The following is a 26432-nucleotide window of genomic DNA, read 5'->3' as shown; positions in this document are numbered from 1 at the left end:
CGATTTGGACTTATTATCCATATTTATGGAAATAATAGAGCAGATTTTTATAGAAAACCCTCATTTTCAGGAGGAGTTTCATAGGAACACATAGAAATATTTGTGAATCTATTAAAAAGGAGTGGTGTTTTGGTCATAAAAGAGAGAGTTGTCCCCATTTATAATGAAAAGCTGGAGGCTTTGCTCAGGAGACTGCCGCAGAGTCATGCTAAACGCCAGGATATTGCTGACGAATTGGCAAAAAGGCAGGCGGGATTTCGCGGAGAGCAGTCGCTCGATTATCATCTTAGTTTTCTGCCGAAAGATTACCTCATCCTTCATGATCTTAGGCTGTCAGATCAGGATCGATTCTTTCAGATCGACACATTGATCATAACACCATCATTTATCTTGATCTTGGAAGTGAAGAATTTCTCGGGCACGCTGTTTTTTGATACAGCTTTTCACCAGCTGATCCGGACATTGAACGGAAAGGAAGAGGCTTTTCCAGACCCAGTTTTACAGGTGAAACGGCAGCAGCGCCAATTAATACACTGGCTAGAGTCCAGGAAATTCGCTTCTATCCCAGTTGAAGTGCTGGTTGTCGTAGCTAGTCCATACACACTGATAAAAGGAAATCATGAGCTGCAGCGAATTGTGACGCACAGCGTAAATTTCGAAAACCTGATGAACAATCTCGAAAGGAAACATACTGAAGACGTTTTTTCTAAAAAGGAAATGAGGAAACTTTCCAATCTTCTCCTGAGAAATCATACACCGAGTGACATTAACATCCTTCAGCGGTTTTACCTTTCAAAAAAAGACCTCCTGCCAGGTGTCTGGTGTTCATGCTGTGAAGCTCTGAGCATGATTCGAGCTTGGGGCGGCAGGTGGATATGCACTCAATGTCAGCAAACCTCCATGGATGCCCATATTCCGGCACTTCAGGATTATATCCTCCTCTTCGGGCCCGTCATAACTGCCCCTCGAATCCGGGAATTTCTCCGCCTGACTTCAAAATCTGTCACCACTAAACTAATTAAATCATTAAATCTGCCGTCATCCGGAACAACGAAGGACCGCAGATACCATCTAACTTAAAACTTTCCTCAGCATGTTTCAGTTTCCTATTGTATACTCAATATATGGAAATGACTAAATATTAAATATATTTAGTTAATTGATTATAGGGGTGTAAAAACGATGTCACATGCTATTTGTACAACATGCGGTGTTCAATATCTGCAAGAACCGGGAGAAATCAAAAGCTGTCTGATTTGTAATGAAGAGAGACAATACGTAAATCCTGCAGGGCAGTCTTGGACAACATTAGAAGCTATGCGTGAGGTATATTCAAACAACATTTTGCATGAAGAGGAACATTTATACAGTATTACAACAAAACCCGAATTTGCGATTGGTCAAACAGCCTATCTTATTCAAGATCAGGGTTTTAATGTGTTATGGGATTGTATTACATATTTAGATGAAAAGACGGTTGAAAAAATGAATGGTTTGGGTGGAATTCAAGCAATTGCCCTATCTCATCCGCATTACTATTCTTCACAAGTTGAATGGGCCGAGACATTCAATGCACCTATTTACATCCATGAAGATGATAAGGAGTGGGTAGCACGTCCAAGTAACAAAATCATTTTTTGGTCGGGAGAGTCTTTTGAATTAACAAATGGCATTACTTTACATCGTCTCGGCGGCCATTTTAAAGGAGGAACTGTTTTACACTGGGAAGGAGGAAACCATAAAAAGGGTATTCTGCTGACAGGCGATATTATTCAAGTGGCTGCCGACCGCCAGTGGGTGAGTTTCATGTACAGTTATCCTAATCTGATTCCACTCCCTGCCAGTAAAGTAAGAGAGATGGCGGATAAAGTAAAAGGGCTGCCTTTCAACCGTATTTATAATGCTTTTCACCGGGTCGTGTCAGAGCATGCGGACCTTGCTGTTCGGAAGTCAGCAGATCGTTATATAAAAGCACTGCAGGGAACACTTTTTAATACATAATGTTAAATGAAGTTTGGGGGCATGTTAGATTAACATGCTCTTTTTTACTTCAAAAAAGGACCATATATACCATCTAACTTGATTCATCATCAATAGAAACCTCTGAATAAAACTCTTCCTCAACTTTCATCTCTGCATTTTCCGGTGTCACCTGCTTGTCCGGCAAGTCATCCTTCGCCGCCTGCAGTTCAGCCATATCATCCTTCATCTGCTGTGTGAGCGCTTCAGGAACAACTCCGGTTCCGTAAGTTGCCCCGATATTGAGGGCCCCGCTTAATTCCTTGATGCCAAGCTGTGCAAAGTTATTGTTTTGCTCGTATTTATCGAGGTAAAACTTTTCAATATTGATTTCTTTGACAACCACCTGCTGTTTATCGTTTGCAGGACCCTGCCCTTTATATTGCGAAAGTTCCGCGCTCATCTCATCAAGGCGGGAAAGGATATCCAGCTGTGTCCCGTGCAGCTGAATCATTTTCTCCTCCATGGCAAAGATCCGCTCATCCATTTCATTCAGATATTCATCATAATTTCTTGAGGCTTGTTCCATTTTCACCCGCTGCTCAATCGCATTCAGTTTGCTGGCCCATTCCCGGGGAGATTGTTCGAGGCGCTGAAGTCTTTTGTTCATATCCTGAAGTGAGCGGTCACCAGCGCCAGCCGTGCTGCCTGTTTCAGTCTTCTTCTCCGCATATTTCTTTCCAATTAGCAGGGGAGAGACCTTGTTTTCCAGCTTTAATAACCGGTCAACATGGACTTCAAGCGTATTGATTCTCCGTATCTGTGCTTCGAAATCTGGTGTGTCTTCTCCGTTCTTTTTTTGGCTGAATAAGGGCATATTTTATCCTCGCTTTCTGATACAGAACTTACTCGATATTGACCCGCTCTTCCTCCATAAATTGTCTGTTATATGTTAAACGGAGAAGTCCGTTTTCGAATTTAGCAGTAATCAGGTTCGATTCAGCCGGCTCAGGCAAGTCGATGATCCGCCGGAATTCATCCTGTGATCGTTCCTTTAAAAAGGCCTGGCCGGCAATCATTGAATTCATGCTTCCTCTCAGCAAAAGCCTTGCCCCAGATACAGATACCTGAATATTTTCCTTTGTATACCCCGCAAGATCAGCAAGGATAATAACTTCCGTGTCTGTTACATAAATATCAACGGCTGGAAAATCACTGCGCGGCATGGGTGCTGCACCAGTGTCAGGCGCGGGACCCTGCGGGGAACTCATGTCCATATTTTCCTTCATAAATTGGTTAAAGGAGGTCTGTTCAAAAACACCATTCCAAAAATCCGTCGTCTGGTATTTCTGGGCGAGCTCCATCCATTGCATCAGCTTATTAAAGTCCATGCTGCCGCCTCCTTGCCTAGCCACTCTAAGGGCATATAGGCTTCAAGCCCTTTTAATGCGTAATGAAAAATCAAATCCCTGAATATAAATTGAAAAAAGGGGGGGACTACCGTGACAGGTGCTTCTATTAATATTAATATTTTTTTATTGAAAATAAATTCCTTTGAAAATGCTTCAGCGGTCAATATCGGACAAAATTTATTGGCAGACTGGAACAATTCAGATAAAAAAACACAGGGATTCGGCCAAAACTTTGGAGACGACAGCGGATTTATCGGCACAAGAAGCGCAGTTGACGACAGAGACCTCATCGACAGCCCATCATCTTTTCAAAAAATCCCGCTTCCTTAATGAGGTACATAAGTTCAGTTCAAACAAAAACACTCCCTAAAAAAGGGAGTGTAGATCTTTTTCTACTTGATCAGCAGTAACATTTGGGATTTTTGAGTGAGCTACAAGCATTTTAGGAACTGACGGGAGTTCCTCTTTATGGGAATCTGTTGTAAAAGCATATCAAGATTCAAATACCAAAAGGAACAAGAAATTCAGATTTTTCTTATCTCGCTGGAACGAACTCCATTATGGTTATGGAGCCGAGCCGGGTTCCCGCCACTTCTTGCATCATAACCTATTTTGTTCAACTAATGTTTGCTATTCCTTTGAGGAATAGCTGTTTCTTATTCCAGTAACGGGGCAGAATATTTGAAGAAATGATTATTATAAAAAGCAAAAAGGAGCTACCTTTAGGTGGCTCCAATTTTTATTAAAGTCTTTAATTTTCAAGCTGCAATTAATTTTTGCTTAATCGCTTTTCTCTTAGTTAAATAGCGTTGTGCGAAATAAGACCCTAATACATAAATAACTGCTAGTGCTTGGAAAGATAAACTTTCTACATTTGGAAAAACACAAAACCAGACTTGAGCCCAACCAGGAATATAGAGATTTTTGATTGTGGTTGTACTCATCCATCCAGCTAATTGCATTTCTTGAACGGTTTCCCCGACCATGACAGCAAGAACCACTACTAACAAAGCACCTGTAAATACCAGCATTTTTTTATGTGGAAGCTTGCGTTGTGCTATAAATGTCAAAACTCCAACAATCATGGTTAATGCCAATCCAATCAAAGCTCCTTGTAAAATTACCTCAGAACCAGCTTTTAATCTTAGATTTTGAAGGAAGAGAACCACTTCAAATCCTTCTCGATAAACAGAAGTTAAACCGACTAGGAAAAGTGACCAGAAAGTAGTTGTTTGAACGACTTTCCCACTATTAGAAGTGATTTTTTGTTTCTTTTGATTATGAAGTTTAATCCATCCTGTCCAATAAATTTTATGAAAGAACCAATTCATTATAATAAGTAAAACAACAACGGCTAACATGCCCGTAAAAGCTTGAATGTTTAATGCAGAAGTATTTACGGAAGAAATAATGGCTACTACGATAAACCAAGTGGCTATTGTAGCTAAAAAGGAAACACCAGCACCCATGGAGATAGGTTTCCATAATTCATCTTGTTTTTTACGAACTAATCCAGAAATAATGGCTGCTAACACTAATACTGCCTCTAGTCCTTCCCTGAAAACAAGGATAGCAGTATTTATTATTGCAGATAATGGAGAGATATTTTTTGCAGTTGGGTCAGGATTCCCTTCAAAATAGATACCTTGCCATACAATAACTCCAATAACGATTAGAATTGAAAGAGTTATTAAGATAGTTTTGAAATTGAGAAATTTTCTAATCATTATTTCCTCCTAATTATGTAATGATATTGATAATCTTTATCAATTATATTTTCAGTTTAAGCGACTACCCAATTTACGTCAAGAACACTTTATTTATATATATTGGGAATTTATAGGAATATCGCGTCAGGAGAAAGCGTTCTAGTCACTAAAACGCTTTTGTGGATAATTTGCATCCTATGGGTTGATCGCTTAGGGGTAATGGATATGGGAAAGAGTTATGTGAATAACCCTTTCACTATGCAGCAAACAGTTCGGTTAGTTTTAAGAAGGAATGGCTCCTTAGAAAGCTTTCGCCAACTTGGCAGTAAATCTGAATTATATGGTAAGATTAACCATAAAGTATATCCTGTGGGGGCGTAATATGGAACATGTTAGTTTTTTTGAATATAGGCATGTTTATGAAAAGGCTGAGGAAGCTTTCTTAGTACACAAAAATAAAATTAGAGAGCTTTTGCCAGATTCTGATGTTCAGCATGTCGGTAGTACAGCTGTACCTAATAGCCTTACAAAAGGTGATATAGATATACAGGTACGTGTCTCTCCAGAGCAATTTCTAAAGGCAGTTCAGACACTTTCGGCAGTTTATGAGCTTAATGAAGGCAGTGTAAAAACCGGCTCGTTCAGGGCTTTTAAAGATGATTCAACCGTTCCTCCTTTAGGAGTTCAATTAACTGTCATAGATTCTGAATATGATTTCTTTTGGAAATTTCGAGATGTATTTTTACTAAATGATACTTACAGGCTGGAATATGATGAGTTAAAAAGAGAGTTTGAAGGGAAAGAAATGGATGAGTATAGGGAAGCTAAAAATGAGTTTTTCCAAAAATTAATGAACACTTCCGAATTTAATAAACTGTGACATAAGATTGTGCGCAATTATACTTAAGCTAACGAGTGAGAAAGAAGAAGAACAATTAATCGATCCTAAGCAAGAGGACATATCAGCGGTTAAAGGGCGCATTTGGTGAGTAAAGACTTTGCGTCAAACGGGCCAGATTTCCGGATAAAATAGATGCCTTCGCTATTATCTGATTAAGAATGGGGTATTGAGAATGGAATTTAAAGTTTACGATAATGCTCATGATTTTGAGAGAAAGATAGAGCCGATTTTATTGGAAAAGGAAGATATATTCAGTCTGTTTTTTGGTGTGCTACAAGCGATTAAAGCTGGTAATTATGAGAATCCATTTATGGCAACAATTGAAGAGGACGGAAAAATATTAGCCCTTTTTCAAATGACTCCTCCGCATCCGTTAAATCTAATTTTTGTCGATGAAATCCGTTTAGAAGAAATAATAGAGTTCTTCATTAAAAATATGCTCGAACATGACATTGATTTTCGTTCGATTATCAGTTTGAAACCGTGGGCATACAAAGTCGCGGAGAAGTGGGAAATTAAAACTGATATGACTCATCGACTACTTATGGATCAGGGATTGTATCGATTAAATAAGGTAAATGAAACGCTTGAACATAGTTCCGGTAATTGGCGCTATGCAGAAGAAAATGATTCTTCACTGATCGAAAAGTGGTTCAGCTTATTCGAAATTGATACCGGAATGCCGATATCACCAATCGAACACGTGAAAAAACGTGTCGCAATGTTTTTAAAGGAACGTGAGGTTTTTCTTTGGGAGGATAAAGGAAAGATTGTATCCATGATGAAGAAGTCACGTCCGACAAAGAGTGGTGTAACCGTTACTTTGGTATTTACGCCAAAGGAAGAACGTAAAAATGGATATGCTAGGGCGCTTGTTGCGGCGGTTTCAAGAGAACTGCTCAAAGATTTCGATTTTTGCGTACTATACACAGATTTGATGAATCCTACATCAAATAAGATTTATAGGGAAATTGGCTATGAAAGGATTGCAGATTCTGTTCATTTAGGTTTTGATAAAGGCGAATAATTGTGTTTCAATAACTATTCAAATTTATAGCGGATCTTCAAATATCAGGCGCAATTCCAGAATGGGAATTGTGCTCTTCTAATTTATCGGGCCAGATTGTTGAACATCACTTTTAATGAAAAATTGGTAAGAAGGAAGAAGCTGTGAAGATTTTCACTTAAACTAACAGGGCTTTAGTTGTATAAAATTGATGATGGAGGAGGATTTTTTTTGTCTTTCTAGAACCCATAAGGATATTGAAAAGGGGGAAATTAAATTGGGTTCAAGGATAATGCACTTGGTTATTGCAAATAGAATTGCAGATGATCTATCGATAAGAGATATAACATCATTTCTATTAGGAGGAATTGCAGCAGATGCGGTTTCGCCTAAAGACATTTCACATTTTTACAAAGGCGACGTTAAAGACTATTCTCGATATATTGACTACAAGGAATTCATACATAAATATAGCTTTAATATAGATTCCCACTTTATACAGGGATACTATACTCACTTAATTGCTGATGATATTTGGTTAAAAGGCTTTTATTTACCTTGGTTAAAGAACCGAATGGAGGCAGATGAAAACATATTCAATCGATACCATAGTGATTTTCGATTACTTAATGGGAAACTATTAGATTACTATGGTCTCACACAACAATTAAGTGAAGTAGTAAGTAAAAGTGGTACAATCATTGACACAGAAGAGGTAAAATCTCACGATATAAAGGAATTTATCCCTTATGTAATAAGTGATATGGATTATAGTAGGGACGATCTTGAACAGTCACTAACAGTATTCACACTTGAACAGATTATTGGTTATATAGAGACTTCAGTTGATAAAGGTTTAATGTGCATTAAATCTTTAAAAATTTAAGGTTTATTGGCCTTGTTTAGCTATCATGAAAATAAGTTTCTTCAAAATTGGAAAATGACAATAGTTAAGAAGACCCTACTCAAACGTTAAAAAAAAAGGAGAGCGATAAATAATAAGTCTATGGATTAGGGTTGACTGGATTAAGGTCAGTATCAGTATTGACACTCCTAACCATTTTCATTCCCTGTGGTGAAGCGGTGATTTTTCCGCTTCATGGATGGCTAACGGGTACGATCGTATTATAGAGTTAACCAGTTTTTACTGGTTGCTCTTTTTTTTATAGGACCTATTATTTCAGTAGCCAGGGTAGAATGTACGGGTGCGATGTTTGGCTGCTTCGGCAACCCTTTTTTGGTGTGTTACTAAACTCGTAATTTACCAGTAATCCCTAATCCTCCTTGCAGTATCACAGCTTCGCTTGTTATACGATATCTAAGTCCCAACCAGCCTCAATCATGTTTCTATAAGTAGGGGGCGAACCGTTTAGCTGACGGGGTCAAAGCCCCACGGGCAGTTACGTTCTACCCTGGCTACTGATATAATAAGACCAAAATAAATAAGGTCAACCAGAAATATTTAGCATTCTGGTTAACCTTATAATACGACCGGGCAGGTTACTTCAAGAAGGAGTATTGGTTTATAGTAAAGAATAGAGAACTATAAAATCTTTAGGAGTGAGAAAATGGTGTCTAATAACGAAATAACAGAATCTAAAAGTATCCCTCTTAGATTGATTGCACAAAAAGAAGTTACAAATAACTTAGTTATTGTCTTACCTGGGGCGGGTTACACAACACAAGCTCCCTTGTTACACTTTACTACAGGGGTATTTTACACTAAAGGTTTCGATGTATTACATATTAACTACACATTTAGTAGGCAGGAGATGGCTGCTCTAAATGAAAGGGATTTAGCAAGAGATGTACAACTTGCAATCGACAACGCAATCAAGGACAAGGAATACATCAATTATTATGTAGTAGCTAAATCAATCGGAACAAAAGTTTTAAGGTATCTGCTCGATAATGCAATGTTCAAAGATGCAAAAGTAGTATGGTTGACTCCGATACTGCAAAATGATGACGTATTTAATACAATGGCTAATAGTAGTAATAAAGGGCTTTGTATTTTTGGAGAAAAAGATAGTGTTTGTTTTATTAAGGAACGCTTTGAAATATTGAAAAGTAATCAAAATCTATTATTAAAAGTGGTTGATGGTGGAAATCATAGTTTAGAACTTGATAAAGAACCAATAAAATCTATTGAAATGTTAAAAGGTGTAATTTCTGATATTAATGAGTTTTAAATCTGAGGGCGATTGTTCAGTAACGGCAGTCGCTTTTTTACTAACGAGGCAGGTTTCTATAGAAGCCATAGCGAAAAATTTTATATTTACATAAAATGGTAACCTGTGTAAAATAGAAATAATAACCAAATGCGATGAAGAGAAGAGTAAATAAAATCAATTCTTTCAAGAGAGCTCCGTTTGGTGAAAAGGAGTAAGGATGATTTATCGAATCAAGCCTCTGAGTAGTATATCGGAACCTTTTAGGGGATGATGTGACGGGAGCTCCCGTTATAGAGCTAAGGTATTGGATTATTTTACCTAATAAGATTAATATGGCGACATATTAATAAACTGGGGTGGCACCACGATTAACAAATCTCGTCCCCAAGACTTTAGTTAGCATAGAGTCTTGGGGATGAGATTTTTTTGTTGGGAAAATTAATAAATACCATTGAAGTCTTTATTTGTGCTGGGATAGGAGGATAAAGTGATGAGCTTAAAGAAAAAACTAGCTTCTTGGAAATATCCATCAATTTTATTATTAGGAATTGGAGTCTCAAATATCGGTGAATGGATATATTTCATATCTCTTAATTTAATGGTTTTGGATATGAATGGCTCACCGCTTGCAGTTACAGGTCTTTATATTATAAAACCCTTGGCTACTCTATGTACTAACTTTTGGACAGGGAGTATGATTGATCGTTTAAACAAACGAAAATTAATGGTTTTTCTTGATGTATTCAGAGCTATATTTATAGCATTATTACCTTTCTTTTCATCTATTGCTTTAATATACATAATTGTATTTATCATAAATATGGCGAGTTCGGTGTTTGGTCCGACATCAATGACTTATATTACAAAATTAATTCCGAAAGAACAAAGAAAACAATTTAATTCCCTGCATAGTTTAGTGACATCAGGTGCATTTTTATTAGGTCCAGCGGTTGCAGGATTATTGTTTTTAATTGGCACACCAATAGTTGCAATTTATATAAATGCGGTTTCATTTTTTATATCCGGAATAATTACTTTAGTAATGCCAGATATAGAGAAACAAACAATTGTTACATCAACGAATGACAGAATATCATTCGAATTAGTAAAAAAGGATTGGTATATTGTTGCAGAATATAGCCGCCGCTACAGTTATATAATGCTGATTTACTTTTTGTTTAGTTGTGTGATGGTTATTATGGCGAGTGCTGTTGATTCACTCGAAGCTGCTTTTGCCAAAGAGGTACTTTTTTTATCAGACAGTGAATATGGTTTTTTGGTCACGGTAGCAGGAGCTGGTATTGCTGTGGGAGCATTAATTAACTCCATCATTGTGAAAAAAATTCATACATCGGTATTAATTGGTCTAGGTTCGGTATTAGTCTCAACTGGTTACATTATATACGCATTTTCAAGTTCGTTTATTATTGCAGCAGTTGGTTTCTTTATTCTTGCCTTTTTTATCGCTTATGCCAATACTGGGTTTCTTACCTTCTATCAGAATAATATACCAGTTGATGTGATGGGACGGATTGGCAGTTTATATAGTCTAGTTCAAGCAATTTTAGTGATAACGGCAACTAGCATTATGGGAATGATGGCTCAGATTACTTCCATTCAGATTGCGGTGATTATAGGTGTTTTAGTTATGATGATATTATCCATCACTTTATGCATATTCAGTTTATTACCTTCAAAAAGTCAGTTATACCATTCAGAATCTGTTGGAACTAAGGGTCTCTAATCCAGATGAAAAAGAATAATGCATTGCTATCTTATTGAACTCACTCAAATAATCATAACTTTAAAACTTGGATTGCCTTTCTAGTTTAAATTCCATTGACAAGAATCAAATTGAGTTATACAGTAAGTAGTAAGTGATAAGTAGTAAGTAGTAAGTAGTAAATAATAATTTCAGGAGTGTTTTTATGAAGGATATACAGATTTCTCAAAGCTTTTTGTTGTTATCATTAAATGATAAAGGAGGGGTTTCTCCTCTCGGAAGCATACGCATTCGCGCTTTTTTGATTGCAAGCGGAATTTTGGAACTTGCTTTAGAAGATGTTATTTTAATTGCAGATGATCAGGTAACGGTAAAACAAGAATTACCAAGTAATAAAAAGTTTTTAAGTCCAATTTATAATGAAGTTCTTGCTGAAAAGTCACTTAACTTTAAAAAATTAGCAAGGAAATTAGTTACTAACCGCAGTCTTTTCAAAGATATGTTTAATTCAATTGGCGATTATTTAGTGGATATGGATATTGTCACTAAAAATAGTGGAGGCATGTTAGGTCATTCTAACCGCTATGTAGGTGGAGAAGAAACTAAGAAACAAGTTGTTGAACAAATCCGTGCAGAATTATTAGAAGCAGGAACAGTTACAAAAGATACAATTGCATTGGCGAGTTTGTTACTGGGAAGCCATATCTTAAAGGATTATTTTAGTGCGTTTGAGGAAAAAGATCTTAATGAGAAACTTTCTGAACTTCGCGATGAAGAATTAAACAAAGAGATCTTTGCTCTAGTTGACAGAATATCACACACAATTACTACGATTATCGCGTCTGTCGGTTGATTTGGAGGGATTTTAGTGTCCAGAAGGCGGTCATTAGAGGATATTCTGCAATCCGACTATTTATCCATAGGAGAACTAGCTCGAATTACAGATTTAAGATACAGCACCTTAAAACATTACACTGAGGCAGGCTTAATTCCATTTGAACAAAAAGAAGAAAATTTAACCCGACGGTACCCTAGAGAAGCTTCAGTTAAAAGAATTGAGACAATTAACAAGTTAAAAAATACTGGGCTGTCAATTAAAGAAATTGGAGAATGGCTGGTTAATAATGAGGAATGAAATTAAAGCTGCTTGAAAAACTCCTTATTATTATTCAACTCTCCGGCTCCTGTTGGGTAAAAAGATTTATTGCGTAATACAATACAGCTCAGTCATTTTGTGTTGGCTTAGTGAAGAAATATACTTACGTGTGCGTTCGTTGAACAAAGATTTGGCTGCTCTGGCAGCTTTTTTTAATACTCCAACAGTCTTTATTTTGAATAAGAGAAGGACTGTATGAACTATAAATAGAATATAATCAGCAAAATTGCTCTGTGATATTAGGAGGAAAGGTTTCTTGAGAAGCATTCTTTTGTACACTTGTTTAGTTGTTTTAATAGCAAGCCTAATGTCTTGTCAAAAAAAAGAAGGCGAAATGCTTTTTGGGGAAATCTATCCCGCTAACTATATAACAAAAATTGAAATTAAAGAAAAAAACGGTAAACGTAAAGAAATAACCAAGCTTGAGGATATTAACAAATGGATTGAAAGGGCTGAAAAAATAAAGTTTATCCGTGACCAGAATCAAGAAGAAAGAGAGCTGCTTTTAACATACGAAGGTTGCGTAGTCAAAGCTTACCGAAACGAAAAAGAAGTTGGTGACTTTATACTGTTGAAATTAAATGGTGTGTACTACAAGGGAAATGTAAAATTTGATAAACAAGTAGAATCCTTATGTGAATAACCTTTCACTTTGCAGCAAACAGCTCAGTTAGTTTTAAGAAGGAATGGCTCCTTAGAAAGCTTTAGCCAACTTGGCAGTAAGGTTGAATGATGTGGTAAAATTAACCACAAAGTATATCCTGTGAGGGGGGGAATATGGAACATGTTAGTTTTTTTGAATATAGGCATGTGTTTATGAAAAGGCTGAGAAAGCTTTCTTAGTCTTAGTACACAAAAATAAAATTAGAGAGCTTTTGCCAGATTCTGATGTTCAGCATGTCGGCAGTACAGCTGTACCTAATAGCCATACAAAAGGTGATATAGATATACAGGTACGTGTTTCTCCAGAGCAATTCCTAAAGGCTGTTCCTACACTTTCAGCAGTTTATGAGCTTAATGAAGACAGTGTAAAAACGGGCTCGTTCAGGGCTTTTAAAGATGATTCAACCGTTTCTCCTTTAGGAGTTCAATTAATTGTCATAGATTCTGAATATGATTTCTTTTAGAAAAAAGGAAATGCGCAAAAATGGATATGCTAGGGCGCTTGTTGCAGCGGTTTCAAGAGAACTGCTCAAAGATTTCGATTTTTGCGTACTATACACAGATTTGATGAATCCTACATCAAATAAGATTTATAGGGAAATTGGCTATGAAAGGATTGCAGATTCTGTTCATTTAGGTTTTGATAAAGGCGAATAATTTTGTTTCATAAACTATTCAAGTTTATAGCGGATTTTCAAATATCAGGCGCAATTCCAGAATGAAAATTGCGCTCTTTCTTATTGTATCGGGCCAGATAGTTGAAGAAGGATTACTGAATTTATATATAGAAAAGAATTATAAATCTAAATATAAATCATTTAAATTTGATAGTACAAGGAGAGTTTAATGGGAATTAATTTTAATGAATTTTTCAGAGATGAGTTAACGATTAATGACATACAAAAAGCTATGGAAAATGGAGAAATATCTTCAAAAGAGCTGGTAATGTATTACCTGTCTAGAATAGCAAAGTATGACCAAGACGGCCCGAAAATAAATTCTATTCTTGAAATAAATCCTGACGCAATATTCATTGCTGAAGCATTAGATTATGAAAGAGCAACAAAAGGTGTTAGAGGACCTTTACATGGTATTCCGGTCTTTATTAAAGACAATATTGAAACAAATGATTCAATGCATACAAGTGCAGGAACAATTGCACTTGAGAATAATATTAGTGGTAAAGATGCATTTCTTGTTAAAAAACTCCGTAAAGCAGGCGCAGTTATCTTAGGTAAGACGAATATGACAGAATTAGCTAATGGGATGTCTTATGAAATGTGGGCTGGCTACAGTTCAAGAGGCGGACAAGTATTAAATCCATATGGGGATGCTGATCTTTTTGTTGGCGGTTCAAGCTCAGGATCAGCTGTGGCGGTTGCTGCAAATTTTACCGTATTATCAGTAGGTACTGAGACAGATGCTTCTATTCTAAGTCCAGCTGTTACAAACTCTGTGGTTGGTATTAAACCTACTGTTGGTTTAGTTAGCCGCAGCGGGATTATTCCCTTTACATATTCTCAAGATACAGCGGGACCATTCGCAAGAACCGTTACAGACGCAGCAATTTTATTAGGAACTTTAGCCGGAGTTGATAAGCATGATCCTGCTACACATAAAAGTGCAGGAAGGCTACAACAGGATTATACAGTTTATTTGGATTCTATGGGTCTTAAGGATGCTAAAATTGGAGTATTCAACAAAGCTTCTAATGATTTTTATGAATCTGAAGAGTACGATGAGGAATTGTTTAATAATGTCATTCAAACACTAAAAAATGAAGGCGCACAGGTCTTTGAAAATATAGAGATCCCCTCTTTTCATAGAGAATGGAGCTGGGGAGTGTCATTATATGAATTGAAACATAGCTTAGATAATTATCTTTCAAAATTACCAACGAATACACCTGTACATTCGATTGCTGAATTAATTCAGTTTAACAAAAATATCGAAGCAAAAGCATTAAAGTATGGTCAAAATAAGTTGGAGCTAAGAGAAAGTTTCCCTAACACATTAAGAAATCCTGAATATTTGAATGCAAAATTAGAAGATTTGTATTTTTCCCAGGAACAAGGCATTGATTTTGCCTTAAAGACGTATGGTCTTGATGTGATTCTATTCCCTTCGTATATAGGTTCAACAATATGTGCGAAAGCTGGTTATCCTTCCATAGCTATACCTGCTGGATATATGAAAAGTGGAAGACCTTTTGGTATCAATATGGCAAGTACTGCTTTTAATGAAGGTGTTTTAATAAAAGTCGCTTATGCCTTTGAGCAGGCTACAAAGCATCGCAGAAGCCCAAACATAACATATTGAAATATTAAATCACTTTTAATCAAAACTAAAGGGTGCTTATCTACGAGAAAAATGATTCATTCTATTGCATGGGATTTTCAACAAAGGGGGGCTATTCTCTAACAAGATGCGCTTTTTTTTGAAAGAGAGCAAATTAATTAAGTAACATTCTAATGAAAGAGGAAAAATATGGACATTCAAGAGGTAATTAAAGAATTAAATAATAAAGGAATAATCCATTCGAGTGCCGTTGAGTATGAACAATTAAATGGAGGCACTGTAAGTGACTTGTATCTCCTGAGTACCTATGATGGTGCAAGATATGTCGTTAAGTTGAATGAACCGCAAGTTCTTCAATCTGAGGCAAATTTTCTTACCTTTTACAAGGATTTATATCTATTACCTCGTCTTCTCTTTGTTGAACCATCAGATAATTACATAGTTTATGCATTCATTACAGGTTCTACAAATTATGTAAGAAAAAATAAACAGGAAGTGCTAAAAGCACTTGTGCAAGGGCTTATTAACCATTATAGGGCCGTGCCAAATGATATTGGTTGGGGATGGGCGGATGAATTAACAGATTCTTGGCAAAGTTATCTTTTGAATGAAATTATTGAAGCAAATAAGATTTTAGATTCATACCTAGAAAAAGATGAGTTTACCTTTGTGCTTAACCTTGTCAAAAGTTCAAAAATAAATAACCTAGACAGAGAACCATTTTTATTGCACGGGGATTGTGGAGTGCACAATTTCATCTTTAATAATGGACGTTTAAGTGGTGTGATTGACCCGACTCCTGTTATCGGAGATCCCCTTTATGATTTAATCTATGCATTTTGTTCTTCACCAGATGATTTATCTAAAGAAACAATCATTTCAGCAGCGAGTCACTTACTAATTAAAGAAAACATAAGTGAACAATTATTATTTGAGGAAGTACTTATTGGATTATATCTCAGGTTAGCAACCTGTATTAGACATCATCCAAATGATTTAAATGACTATCTAAAAGCCTGGATCTACTGGAAGGATATAGTCAAAGAAACATATAGTTATTCAGATAAAAGGCGCGATTGTTGTATAACCTCTAGATTTAATCGACTTTTATAAAAAATTTTTGGTATAGAAAAAGTGTTTTTACATGAAAATTAAATAACTTCATTTAACACCGACCATTTACGGTCGGTGTTATGAGAGTTTATAGCATTGATTAAACAACTTTATTGTCACCGATCATAGCCAAATCTTTAAGATAAAAAAAGCAGCGCCCGCCTGGGATCGCTGCCTCACTGTTAGATTCATAGTTTCAGAGAAAAATACTCTTTTTTGGTAATTTAGACACTAAAAAATTGATAATAATATTGAGCTGCTAAAACAACAAGGACGGTTTAAAAGATTTATGAGGATGAGAAATTTTATTACGAATAGATATGTTAAACTTGTGGCCGTTACATCTACGACGAAGAAACACTAACATACTATCAAATTGTTCTAAAAATTCGTTAAATTTTCGAAAATATGTTATCATACACTTGTAATCGGTTATATCTAACAGGCGAGTTAATGTTTACAGTAAGTCTTAATATATCTAAATGTGTTTTCCAGCCTTAAAATGTAATCGATTACTTCTTGCGAATTTTAAAAGAAAAGAGGAGAAAACATGGCACAACAAATCAAAGATCACAACAGGAAAAATGTAACACATGGCCGGGAAACGGTTAATGGAGTTCGTCTCCATTATTATACCGCCGGCTCTGGAGAAGCAATTGTCCTTTTGCATGGTGTTCCAAAAACCTCCTACTACTGGCGTAATGTTTTACCAAAGCTTTCATCAGAGTATACCGTGGTTGTACCTGATCTTCGCGGTTTCGGGGATTCAGGCCGTACCCTAGATGGCTACGACATGCCAAACATGGCCGAGGACATTGCTCAGCTTATGACGGCTTTAGGTCATGAAACATTTTATCTCGTTGGTGAAGATTGGGGCGCTGCAGTCGCCTATGCACTGACAGCAAAGTATCCAGAAAGAGTTAAAAAGCTTGTTTACCAAGAGATGCTCCTTCCTGGTTTCGGACTCGAAGAATGGTCGCATCTTACTCCTGAAAATGTTAAAACAAATCATTGGATTTGGCATATCAATTTTTACAATGTTCGTGATTTTCCGGAGCTTCTCATATCAGGCCGGGAAAAGGCCTACTTCTCCCACTTTATCAAGCATGAATGTTATGATCCAACTGCTATAAGTGACGAGGCAATTGATGAGTATGTTCGATGCTACTCTGCTCCAGGGGGGCTTCGCTCAATGTTTGAAGTTTATCGTGCTACTTTTAAAGATGCCGAGTTCTTCCGTGAGGCTGCTAAAACGAAGTTAAAAATGCCTGTGCTCGCGTTGGGCAGTAAGTATTTTATTGGCGAAGAAAATACACGTGAAATGAAACTGGCAGCTGAGAATGTTGAAGAAGTTATTCTGCCATGGGGACACCAATTAGCTGAAGAGTGTCCTGAAGAATTAAGCCAAGTATTACTCGGTTTTATTAAGAAAGAACTGTACGTTAACGCCTAAGTAGAGTTTTAATCATTTTAAACTAGACCACACCTTGTTTATCGTATCGCAGTACGGTGACAAGTTTAAATTGAAATATTAAATAAAAATGTAATCGATTACAAGAGAGGGATGATTTACGTGACAGGTATGGATTTGTATGGAGGGAATGAAAAAAGAAAGTTTGAAGGAACCGGATACTTTCGACTAGAAAAAGAAAGTGACCGATGGTGGCTGGTGGATCCAGAAGGAAGTGCATTCGTTACAATAGGTGTCAATCATGCGGATGAGACGAATCTGAAGTATGATCACAATTTCGAAATTTGGAAAGAGAAATATGGATCCCGTGAGAACTGGATTAAGGGGTTAGTTAAAGATTTGAAAGACTGGGGTTTTAATACGATTGGGTGGACAGGGGATTACATAAGCGGAGACTGGGGACAAGCACTTGATTGGTTTGGTGATCCAATCAACTTGGGGCATTCATCAAGCTGGGCAGCAGCCGATTACAAGATTGCGGATATGCCGTATTGTCTCCAAATTCGAGTTGCTGAAATAGAAGACTGGAACGGACAACCAGCATACCCTGATGTTTATTCCCGTGAATTTGATATGTATTGCGAATACCTAGCCAGAAGTATTTGTGCCAATCATGCAGAAAGTAAGAATCTAATTGGTTATTTCTTAGTAGATATTCCAGGCTGGCTGCCTCACGCTAGCGGTAAGGATTTTAAAGGATTGGAGGGTTTGGATAAAGAAGAAAGAAAATCTAAATTGTTTGATGTGGCTTCTAAATACTATGAGACAATCACAAAGCATATTCGCAAATATGATCCAAACCATCTAATCTTAGGCGACCGTTATAACGGAAATAAGGGAATCCCAACCGAAGTACTCGAGGCTGCCAAACCATATGTTGATGTGTTATCTGTACAATACTTTCCAAGTAATAACGAAGAAGGTTATCAACAAATGAAGGAAGATTTAGCCAAATGGCAAGCTTTGATAGATAAGCCAGTCATTAATGCTGATATTGGTAACTGGTGCCAAACAAAAATGAATCCAAATAGAGTGAGTGATTTACAGACTCAAGCTGATCGGGCTCGTGACTATATTGATTCAATCAGTTCGCTTATCAACGAACCATGGTTCATAGGATGGCATTGGTGTGCGCATGTTGAAAACAAAGCAAGAGGCTGGGGAATTAAGGATCCATATGATCAGCCTTACAATGATTTCATTAACCCTGTGAAAGGGTTTAATAAGGAGATTTACGAAAAAATTTAATCTAAAATTCCTCCTAGCGCCGGCATTGCTAGTTTTGGTGTTGACCAGCATTTTGGCTCTTTTTCGGTTAGAATATCGTTGAATCATTTAAAAGGAGTTAGTATAAAAATTGGACACTGGCTCAAATACACTGACATGGAGCAATCTAAATATTGTGTAAAAAGACCCCTCATAAGAATGCAAGTAGCTTCTTATGGGGGGTCTTTATGTCTTCTAGCGAACTCAGTTTGACTGTATGACATAAATATTTAATGTTGATATGAATATTAATGTAAATATATATGAAGAAACAGTGTTATAATTTCAAATCATTATAGACATTTTAGATGCGTTTACTCACGAGACACCTTCATAGGCATGGCCCTTCCCAAAAAGAGAGTATCAATAACCCCAAGAATAGACAAAACCAACTCCGCCCCACAAAAAAAGCTGCAGGATCAATTCCCGCAGCTCAAACTGTTCTTTTCCTAGTAATCATTAAATAAACAACCATCGCGAGCCCAACCGAGAATGCGGCTGTGATATAGATGCTGCTGTAGCCGAAGATGTGGCTGATTTGGCCAAAAGCCATCGCGCCGACTCCGACTCCGAGGTCGAAGAAGGAGAAGAAAGTGGCGTTGGCCATTCCTTTTCGGTTGCGCTCGGCGTTTTCGATGCTCCAGGCTTGGAGAGCGGGCTGGACCGAGCCGAATCCAAAGCCGTACAAAAAGGCTGCGATCAAAAGAATGGTTGTGTTAGGCAGCCAGGCAAGAAGGACCATGGCGATGACAATCAGCGCAGTGGCCGGAATGAACACGGCCCGGTGGCCTCTGGCGTCATACAATCTTCCTGCAAAGGTCCTAGTCAAAAGCAGGGCAATGGCATACACAAGGAAGTACCACTGAATTCCGGAGATTTCTTTCTCCGCTGTGTACAAAGGCAGAAAGGCTGCAATTCCGCCGAAGGTAACAGTGATGAAAAAGAGAAGAAGGGACGGCTTAAGCGCACTTTTTTCATAAAAATCCCACTTTACGGTTACGGTATCAACCGAGGCTTTTTCCACCTTTTTGTAGCGAATTTGAGAAGAAAGCAGCATGGCCATGAGACCGAGCCCAGCGCAGATAAAGAACAGTTCCTTAAAAGGCAGTGTTCCTGACAGGGCGAGGCCAAGCGACGGGCCGAAAGCTAAAGCCAGGTTTCCGGATAAGCCGAAATATCCCATTCCTTCTCCGCGGCGTGTTACCGGAATCAGGTCAGTTGCAATCGTTCCGGAGGCAGTGGTCGAGTAGCCCCAGCCCACTCCCTGGACAATCCGCATAGCAAACAGCATGAATATGCTGACCAGAAATCCAAAGGATCCGACAGAAACAACAAAAATCGCCAATCCAAGTATGTATACAAAACGTCTTCCTTTTGACTCCAGCGCATGTCCGGCAAAGGGACGGGTCAGCAGGGCAGAGAATGTGAAGATGCCGACAACAAAACCGATCAGCTGATCATTGCCCCCAAGATGCTCGACAAACAAGGGAATGGTTGGCAGTGTCATCTGAAAGCCGAGAAAAATAAAAAAATTGGCCAGGCAAATCAGGATAAAATCTCGTGTCCAAATTCTTTCCTTACGCTGTAAAGCTTCTTTTACTAATGATTCACTCATGCTGGTTTCACCCTCTATATACAAAAGATGTCTATATTTTACAGGAAAAATACATAGCAGGCTATTGTTTAACATGATAAAACTTACGGAAATTGAAATGTTTTTTGGGCATACAAAAGGAATGAACTTTTTAAAACAGCCGCTGTTAAGTCCATTCCTTCATTTTCTATTCAAAATCATATATCACCTATCATTCTTCGTTCTTCACAATCCGCGAATCATTGCAAAGTGATTGCAGGATATAAATTTTGTCCTGTGACGCAAGAATTCTCCAAATGCCGGCTTTAATACTCATTCTGTTTCACTCCTTATAATTTTTAGGAAATTGTAAAACCAGAAGAACTGCCTTTATTGTCTTATACCGCCATTTTATGTAAATGAAACACTCGAATTTCCAACAAATTCTGCACCAACGGCTAAGAAAAAGAACCAAGTTCACATTTACCTGACATATGGATATCAGGAGTGGATATGGCTCTATATATTGATAATCATTTAAAAAATGCCGAGTGCTTTTTTCTTTTTAATACGCTGTGGTGCGTCTTTCAGGATGGATGTACCTTCAATGACATACTGCGGATTTTCACGAAATAGGTATTCCGTGTCTTTTCCTAATTTTTTTCCGATTATATCGTATGCTTTGGATAGTTGAAGAGCTTCTCTGCTGCCGTTATGGTTAGATGAGATAAAATGGGCAAGATTGCAGTCAATCATTTGCAGCGCGAACTTTTGGATATTTCGTTTATGATCGCCTAGAATGCTGGAAGTGCCTATCATTGCCAGTGCACCCCTCCTGACAAGCTCATACAGCAGATCCGGCTGCTCCATAATCTCCGGGTTATGCTCTAGACCAGCCAGAATGGGAATCACACCTTTTATCTGCAAATCGTACAAAAGCTGTTCGGTATACTTTGGCACATGGTCGTAAGGAAGCTCTAACAGCAGATACCTACCGTCATTCAGCGGCAAGATATCACCTTTATCCAGATCAGCAATAAGATCTCCATATAGTTTCGTTTTCTGCCCCGGATAGACGGTCAAAGAAATGCCTTCCTCCTGCAATTCTGTATTCAAGCGTCCGGTATTCAGAAGGATATCATCTCTGAAATTATCATATTTGCCGTTTTTATGATGAGGGGTAGCAAACACTGCTGATATGCCTGCGGCTGAAAATTTTCTGGCCATCTCCACGCTATGCGACATACTTTCAGGACCATCGCCGCATCCTGGCAATATATGAGTGCTGATGTCGATCATACTTTTAACCCTCCTTACGTTAATAAATTGGTAGTTTAATCCTACCATAGAGGTAGCGAACGCTGAATCAATACTTTTCTTATAATTTCGACGGCATTATACAGAAAATATAACTGAAAGAATTTTACAATTAATTTTTAGCTGGGAATACTTTTACCAAAGAAAAGGGTTCAAAGGTCAAAAATAAGCCTTAATGCTGCGTCTAATGTCTGAAGAATAATAGTCTTGATTCTAGGTATTTCGACATATTTGGTAATAGGAAGAATAGGAGGAGAAAAGGGATCAGATGCTGGTGATTTATCATATGCATAACTTGCACTTTAAAATGCCTCTGCCGTTTTGAATGAGTACTAGAGGTTTGAATAAAACAAAAATAAGCCCATAGATTAGTCATCTAAAAACCGTGTTTCTTCCTATTATATTATTTCTCTTCCTCTCTTTAAAATTGTAATCCTGAGCCATAGTTACACAAGAATATATCCTTCCTAAAATGCAGTAAATTTTAGGTAAACTATTAAATATTTGATACCCCTCAATGAGAGATTAAAGGCTAAATCACTGAAAAGTAATGACGCAAAGCTATTGGGAACTCTGTCAGATTTCGACAAGATCAGCCAGCTGCCATCAAACCTTAAAGAAAAACAATTGATGTTAAGATTTTGAATGCACCCGATTCCATGATTAAGAGAAGAAAACAAGCCATAATAGCAGCTATAGTTTTAGAGCACATATTACGATCGTGGCTAATTATATATCAACGCAAGAAACGCCCTGAAAATCATCCAGGGCGTTTTTTTGTATTTTTGAATATCTACAGTAGTCGTTTTACAACAAATTTTGCACTGAAGATTTACTTTTGTCTTTTTATTGATTGAAGAAATTCATTTTTTTCGAACCTCACAGCAATTTTATTTGGATGCTGCAAAGTTCCTGTCGATACAAATGAAAAAAATGAGTTTTATGGTGGATTTTCCCACAAACATGTTGTACACTATAACGAACAAGTTAATTTGTATAATTAACTTGAAAAATTCACAAAAATGTGTAGCTTTTTCATTGATTTTGTTATTAAATGAATTTCATCATTAACCAAATTTTGTTAGAAGCAATTAAAATTTCAGATTGTATGAAGGCAATTAGCTTCGAGAATTTTTATATTTTCTGAACAGGAGGAAGCAATGGAAGAGACAATCAGTTTAAAAGAAATAGTCAGTGTTATCAAGAAACGGCTAGGCTTAATCCTGGTGATTACAGGGCTTGCGGCGGTGGCTAGTGCAGCAGTTAGCTATTTTTATCTGACTCCCGTTTATGAGGCTACATCACAGATCTTAGTTAACGAGAATAAAGGTATAAGCTCACCCTATGAGTATAATCAGGTACAAACCAATCTGCAGCTTGTAAATACCTATAACGTGATCATTAAAAGTCCAGCTGTTCTTAATAAAGTAGTATCTAACCTAAATTTGGATGGGAATGGAAAATCACTTGGCAATAGGATTACAGTAGCGAGTGCGCAAAATACCCAAATCATGAACATTACCGTGGATGATCCTAATCCAGTAACAGCTGCGGAAATAGCTAACAACGTTGCCGAAGTTTTTCAGAAACAAGTTGTTAGTCTTATGAAGGTTGATAATGTAAAGATTCTTTCAAGAGCAGAGGTATCAGATTTTCCAACACCGGTTAAACCTAGGGCGCTAATGAACATTGCGATTGCACTGGTAGTAGGTTTGATGGTATCAGTCGGGCTGACCTTTCTACTGGAGTACCTTGATAACACAATCAAGACCGAGCAGGATATTGAAAAACTTTTGGAACTTCCTGTACTGGGAGTCATTACAACAATAAATGACCAAGAAGATGTGGGGTCAAAATCGGAAAGAACGGCAAAGAGACGAGGTGAAAGCATTGGCTCCCAAAAAGAAGTTATTTGAACATAAGCGAAAGCTTGTCACAATCCTAAATCCTAAATCTCCAATTTCGGAGCAATACCGTACCATCAGGACGAATATCCAGTTTTCTTCTGTAGATAAAGAAATCCGGACACTAACTGTGACATCTTCAGGGCCGACAGAAGGAAAATCAACAACAGTTGCGAACCTTGCAGTTGTATTTGCACAGCAAGGAAAATCTGTACTGCTGATTGATGCCGATCTCAGAAAACCTACTGCACATTATACGTTCAACTTAACAAATACCTTTGGTTTAACAACGGTGCTGACAAAGCAAATGGAATTGAAAGAAGCAGCTGTTAAGACAAAGGAAAAGAACTTGTACATTTTAACAAGCGGCCCGATTCCGCCTAACCCGGCTGAACTTCTAGGTTCAAGAGCAATGGAAGAATTCATGGAAGTTGTGCAGGAAGAATTCGATATCATTTTATTTGATACACCTCCATTATTGACCGTTACCGATGCCCAGATACTAGCTAACCGCAGTGATGGAACAATATTAGTAGTATCCAGCGGAAAGACCGAAAAGGATGCAGCACTTAAGGCAAAAGAAGCCCTTATAACGGTTAATGCAACCATCTTAGGCATCGTATTAAACAATAAAAAGGTAAAGGAAGGGCAGTATTACTATTATTATGGCGGAAAGTAAAAGATATTAAGCAGAAACTATTAAAAAATAAGCAATATGCTAGAGTGATTGATTAATTATAAACATGTTAAAAGGAGGGATAGGTAAATGATTGACATACATTGTCATATACTTCCTGGTATTGATGATGGAGCCAAGACAATTACAGACAGCTTAGAAATGGCAAAGGTGGCCGTACAAGAAGGCATCACGTCAATCATTGCGACTCCCCATCATAAAAATGGAAGCTATGATAATAAAAAAAAGGACATTTTAAGCAAAGTAAGAGAACTGAACGAAGTATTGAAAAACTCCTCTGTCCCTCTCACCATCCTGCCTGGCCAGGAAACAAGAATTTATGGTGAACTACTTGAAGATTATGAAGCTGGTGACATTCTGCCTTTGAATATCAGCAGCGCTTACCTATTCATTGAACTGCCTTCAGGCCATGTTCCGCGCTATACCGAACGCTTGCTGTATGACGTGCAAAATAAGGGATTGACCCCGATCATTGTACATCCAGAACGTAACCGGGAACTGATTCAAAACCCGGATATTCTATACCAGTTAGTAAAGCGAGGTGCATTAACCCAAGTCACTGCCTCCAGCCTTGCCGGTTATTTTGGAAAAAACATAAAAAAACTCTCACATCAGCTTATCGAAGCAAATCTAACTCATTTTATTTCATCAGATGCCCACAATACGACCAATCGCAGCTTTAAGCTAATGGAAGCGCTCGACGAGGTGGAGAAGCATTTCGGTGTGGATATGGTTTACTTCTTCCAGGAAAACGCAGAGCTATTAGTTCAGGGACAATCTGTTTATAAAGAAATCCCGGAAAAAATCACAAGGAAGAAATTTTTAGGCTTATTTTAAATATTAATTGTCAGGGAAAGAGCCTGACCGGCGAAGCTTTCTGTCCGTTATCCAAGAAAGCACTCGGTTGTGCTGTGGGAAACACTGATTTCCTTAGACGCGTTCGTCGTCAAGAGCATGATGTGAGGACGGGTTAGATGCCCATTTTTATTAATTATTCCACCATTATAAATATCTGATGATAGGTCATGTCATGACACGTGCATTATCATTGGATATTTATTTTGCAAAAAATCAAATGCTAAGGAGGGAAAACATGTGAGAAAGGTCAAAAAAGCAATCATACCGGCAGCCGGACTAGGGACCAGATTCTTGCCGGCAACAAAGGCGATGCCTAAGGAAATGCTGCCGATAGTAGACAAACCAACTATCCAGTACATCGTGGAGGAAGCAGTAGCATCTGGAATTGAAGAAATTATTATCGTGACAGGCAAGGGGAAACGGGCGATAGAGGATCATTTCGATCATGCCTGGGAGCTTGAACAAAATCTATTAGAAAAAGATAAGTTGGATATTTTAGAGAAGGTCCGCTACTCAAGCAATCTTGCTGACATACACTATATCCGTCAAAAAGAACCAAAAGGACTGGGGCATGCAGTATGGTGTGCCCGGAATTTCATAGGTGATGAACCATTTGCTGTATTACTTGGTGACGATATTGTTCAAAGTGATACACCATGCTTGCGGCAGTTAATGGATCAGTATGATGAAACATTATCATCTATCATTGGTGTACAGACGGTACCTAGTGAAGAAGCACATCGCTATGGAATCATCGATCCAGCAACAAAGGAAGGGCGCCGCTACCAAGTGAATCATTTTGTAGAAAAACCTAGTGTAGGTAATGCACCATCTAATCTAGCCATCATGGGCCGATATATTCTTACACCAGAAATATTTATGTTCCTTGACCGGCATGAAAAAGGTGCAGGCGGTGAAATACAGCTGACAGACGCCATTCAGCAACTGAACCAAATTCAAAGAGTATTTGCTTATGACTTTGTAGGAAAAAGATATGATGTGGGCGAAAAAGCTGGTTTCGTAAAGACAACAATTGAATTCGCACTTCAAGATGAAGAAATAAGAAATGAAATTCTTTCATTTTTAGAGAGATGTCTAACATTGTATAAAGTGGAGTGGAGTGCACATACAAATTGATTATTGATTATATATAATTATTATATTTTTTCATGATGAATAATTTTTTCGGGAGGGGAGAAATTTTGAAAAGTAAGTATGAAATTGACTTTTTC

At 37.6% G+C, this 26432-nt stretch carries 25 protein-coding genes, 1 pseudogene, 1 riboswitch and 1 other annotated feature; of the genes and pseudogenes, 21 read left to right on the top strand and 5 right to left on the bottom strand.

Features of this window, described 5'->3' with window-relative positions; genetic code table 11:
- The first annotated feature begins 129 nt into the window (after positions 1-129).
- Positions 130-1080, top strand: coding sequence for a nuclease-related domain-containing protein (locus BIV59_RS16005; RefSeq protein ID WP_071352452.1), 951 nt, complete (start codon positions 130-132; stop codon positions 1078-1080).
- Between the two features lie 102 nt (positions 1081-1182).
- Complete coding sequence (locus BIV59_RS16000; RefSeq protein ID WP_071352451.1) at positions 1183-2001, top strand: MBL fold metallo-hydrolase; 819 nt, start codon at positions 1183-1185, stop codon at positions 1999-2001.
- A 73-nt stretch (positions 2002-2074) separates the two neighbouring features.
- Here BIV59_RS16000 and BIV59_RS15995 read toward each other — a convergent pair whose 3' ends face one another.
- On the bottom strand, positions 2075-2836 hold the full coding sequence (locus tag BIV59_RS15995) for a hypothetical protein (RefSeq protein ID WP_071352450.1): 762 nt from the start codon (positions 2834-2836) through the stop codon (positions 2075-2077).
- 28 nt (positions 2837-2864) lie between these two features.
- Entirely contained in the window at positions 2865-3350 is a 486-nt protein-coding gene (locus tag BIV59_RS15990; protein ID WP_071352449.1) for an Hsp20/alpha crystallin family protein, read from the bottom strand.
- 111 nt (positions 3351-3461) lie between these two features.
- Between BIV59_RS15990 and BIV59_RS15985 the strand changes: the two genes are divergently transcribed.
- A complete protein-coding gene (locus BIV59_RS15985; RefSeq protein ID WP_071352448.1) occupies positions 3462-3701 on the top strand; it encodes a hypothetical protein in 240 nt (79 codons plus the stop codon).
- Positions 3702-4129: 428 nt separating this feature from the next.
- On the opposite strand, the gene BIV59_RS15980 is transcribed toward BIV59_RS15985, so the two are convergent.
- Positions 4130-5098, bottom strand: coding sequence for an FTR1 family iron permease (locus BIV59_RS15980; protein WP_071352447.1), 969 nt, complete (start codon positions 5096-5098; stop codon positions 4130-4132).
- Between the two features lie 364 nt (positions 5099-5462).
- On the opposite strand from BIV59_RS15980, the gene BIV59_RS15975 reads away from it, so the two are divergent.
- From BIV59_RS15975 to BIV59_RS15905, 14 genes and pseudogenes are all read left to right on the top strand, one after another.
- The gene (locus BIV59_RS15975) at positions 5463-5960 is read left to right on the top strand and encodes a GrpB family protein (RefSeq protein ID WP_071352446.1); all 498 of its coding nucleotides are present in this window, start codon (positions 5463-5465) and stop codon (positions 5958-5960) included.
- 193 nt (positions 5961-6153) lie between these two features.
- Entirely contained in the window at positions 6154-7008 is an 855-nt protein-coding gene (locus BIV59_RS15970; RefSeq protein WP_071352445.1) for a GNAT family N-acetyltransferase, read from the top strand.
- Positions 7009-7264: 256 nt separating this feature from the next.
- Positions 7265-7873: a hydrolase gene (locus tag BIV59_RS15965; RefSeq protein ID WP_071352444.1), complete on the top strand. Its 609-nt coding sequence runs from the start codon at positions 7265-7267 to the stop codon at positions 7871-7873.
- Positions 7874-8555: 682 nt separating this feature from the next.
- Positions 8556-9179, top strand: a complete 624-nt coding sequence (locus BIV59_RS15960; protein ID WP_240501927.1) for an alpha/beta hydrolase — start codon at positions 8556-8558, stop codon at positions 9177-9179.
- 125 nt (positions 9180-9304) lie between these two features.
- Positions 9305-9550: a binding site (T-box leader), on the top strand.
- A gap of 101 nt (positions 9551-9651) precedes the next feature.
- Entirely contained in the window at positions 9652-10905 is a 1254-nt protein-coding gene (locus BIV59_RS15955; RefSeq protein WP_071352443.1) for an MFS transporter, read from the top strand.
- 184 nt (positions 10906-11089) lie between these two features.
- A complete protein-coding gene (locus tag BIV59_RS15950) occupies positions 11090-11737 on the top strand; it encodes a GOLPH3/VPS74 family protein (protein WP_071352442.1) in 648 nt (215 codons plus the stop codon).
- Positions 11738-11752: 15 nt separating this feature from the next.
- Positions 11753-12019, top strand: a complete 267-nt coding sequence (locus BIV59_RS15945) for a helix-turn-helix domain-containing protein (protein ID WP_071352441.1) — start codon at positions 11753-11755, stop codon at positions 12017-12019.
- Positions 12020-12296: 277 nt separating this feature from the next.
- Entirely contained in the window at positions 12297-12683 is a 387-nt protein-coding gene (locus BIV59_RS15935; protein WP_071352439.1) for a hypothetical protein, read from the top strand.
- A gap of 232 nt (positions 12684-12915) precedes the next feature.
- Positions 12916-13167 carry a GrpB family protein gene (locus tag BIV59_RS15930; RefSeq protein WP_071352438.1) on the top strand — a complete coding sequence of 84 codons (252 nt, stop codon included), beginning with the start codon at positions 12916-12918 and terminating at the stop codon, positions 13165-13167.
- Positions 13163-13360, top strand: a pseudogene (locus tag BIV59_RS15925) (GNAT family N-acetyltransferase); the annotation flags it as partial. The gene BIV59_RS15930 and the pseudogene BIV59_RS15925, both read left to right, overlap by 5 nt.
- A 189-nt stretch (positions 13361-13549) precedes the next feature.
- On the top strand, positions 13550-15022 hold the full coding sequence (locus BIV59_RS15920) for an amidase family protein (RefSeq protein WP_071352436.1): 1473 nt from the start codon (positions 13550-13552) through the stop codon (positions 15020-15022).
- A gap of 168 nt (positions 15023-15190) precedes the next feature.
- Positions 15191-16114, top strand: coding sequence for an aminoglycoside phosphotransferase family protein (locus tag BIV59_RS15915; RefSeq protein ID WP_071352435.1), 924 nt, complete (start codon positions 15191-15193; stop codon positions 16112-16114).
- 550 nt (positions 16115-16664) lie between these two features.
- Complete coding sequence (locus BIV59_RS15910; RefSeq protein ID WP_071352434.1) at positions 16665-17567, top strand: alpha/beta fold hydrolase; 903 nt, start codon at positions 16665-16667, stop codon at positions 17565-17567.
- 120 nt (positions 17568-17687) lie between these two features.
- Positions 17688-18833, top strand: coding sequence for a hypothetical protein (locus BIV59_RS15905; protein WP_205684399.1), 1146 nt, complete (start codon positions 17688-17690; stop codon positions 18831-18833).
- 451 nt (positions 18834-19284) lie between these two features.
- On the opposite strand, the gene BIV59_RS15900 is transcribed toward BIV59_RS15905, so the two are convergent.
- Together BIV59_RS15900 and BIV59_RS15895 are read right to left on the bottom strand one after the other, a co-directional pair.
- Positions 19285-20466, bottom strand: coding sequence for an MFS transporter (locus tag BIV59_RS15900; RefSeq protein ID WP_071352433.1), 1182 nt, complete (start codon positions 20464-20466; stop codon positions 19285-19287).
- Between the two features lie 495 nt (positions 20467-20961).
- On the bottom strand, positions 20962-21723 hold the full coding sequence (locus BIV59_RS15895; protein WP_071352432.1) for a tyrosine-protein phosphatase: 762 nt from the start codon (positions 21721-21723) through the stop codon (positions 20962-20964).
- Between the two features lie 538 nt (positions 21724-22261).
- A riboswitch (cyclic di-GMP riboswitch) is annotated at positions 22262-22349 on the top strand.
- A 552-nt stretch (positions 22350-22901) separates the two neighbouring features.
- Between BIV59_RS15895 and BIV59_RS15890 the strand changes: the two genes are divergently transcribed.
- The 4 genes from BIV59_RS15890 (at position 22902) to galU (ending at position 26337) form a co-directional block, all read left to right on the top strand.
- A complete protein-coding gene (locus BIV59_RS15890; protein ID WP_071352431.1) occupies positions 22902-23657 on the top strand; it encodes a YveK family protein in 756 nt (251 codons plus the stop codon).
- Entirely contained in the window at positions 23632-24324 is a 693-nt protein-coding gene (locus BIV59_RS15885) for a CpsD/CapB family tyrosine-protein kinase (RefSeq protein ID WP_071352430.1), read from the top strand. The genes BIV59_RS15890 and BIV59_RS15885 overlap by 26 nt, the downstream gene beginning before the upstream one ends.
- Positions 24325-24411: 87 nt before the next feature.
- A complete protein-coding gene (locus BIV59_RS15880; protein WP_071352429.1) occupies positions 24412-25179 on the top strand; it encodes a tyrosine-protein phosphatase in 768 nt (255 codons plus the stop codon).
- A gap of 258 nt (positions 25180-25437) precedes the next feature.
- Positions 25438-26337 carry a UTP--glucose-1-phosphate uridylyltransferase GalU gene (galU, locus tag BIV59_RS15875; protein ID WP_071352428.1) on the top strand — a complete coding sequence of 300 codons (900 nt, stop codon included), beginning with the start codon at positions 25438-25440 and terminating at the stop codon, positions 26335-26337.
- Positions 26338-26432: the final 95 nt, after the last annotated feature.

Origin of the sequence: Bacillus sp. MUM 13 (assembly GCF_001866725.1) — a bacterium.
GTDB lineage: Bacteria > Bacillota > Bacilli > Bacillales > DSM-1321 > Peribacillus.
This window is presented reverse-complemented; position numbering and strand designations above follow the sequence as displayed.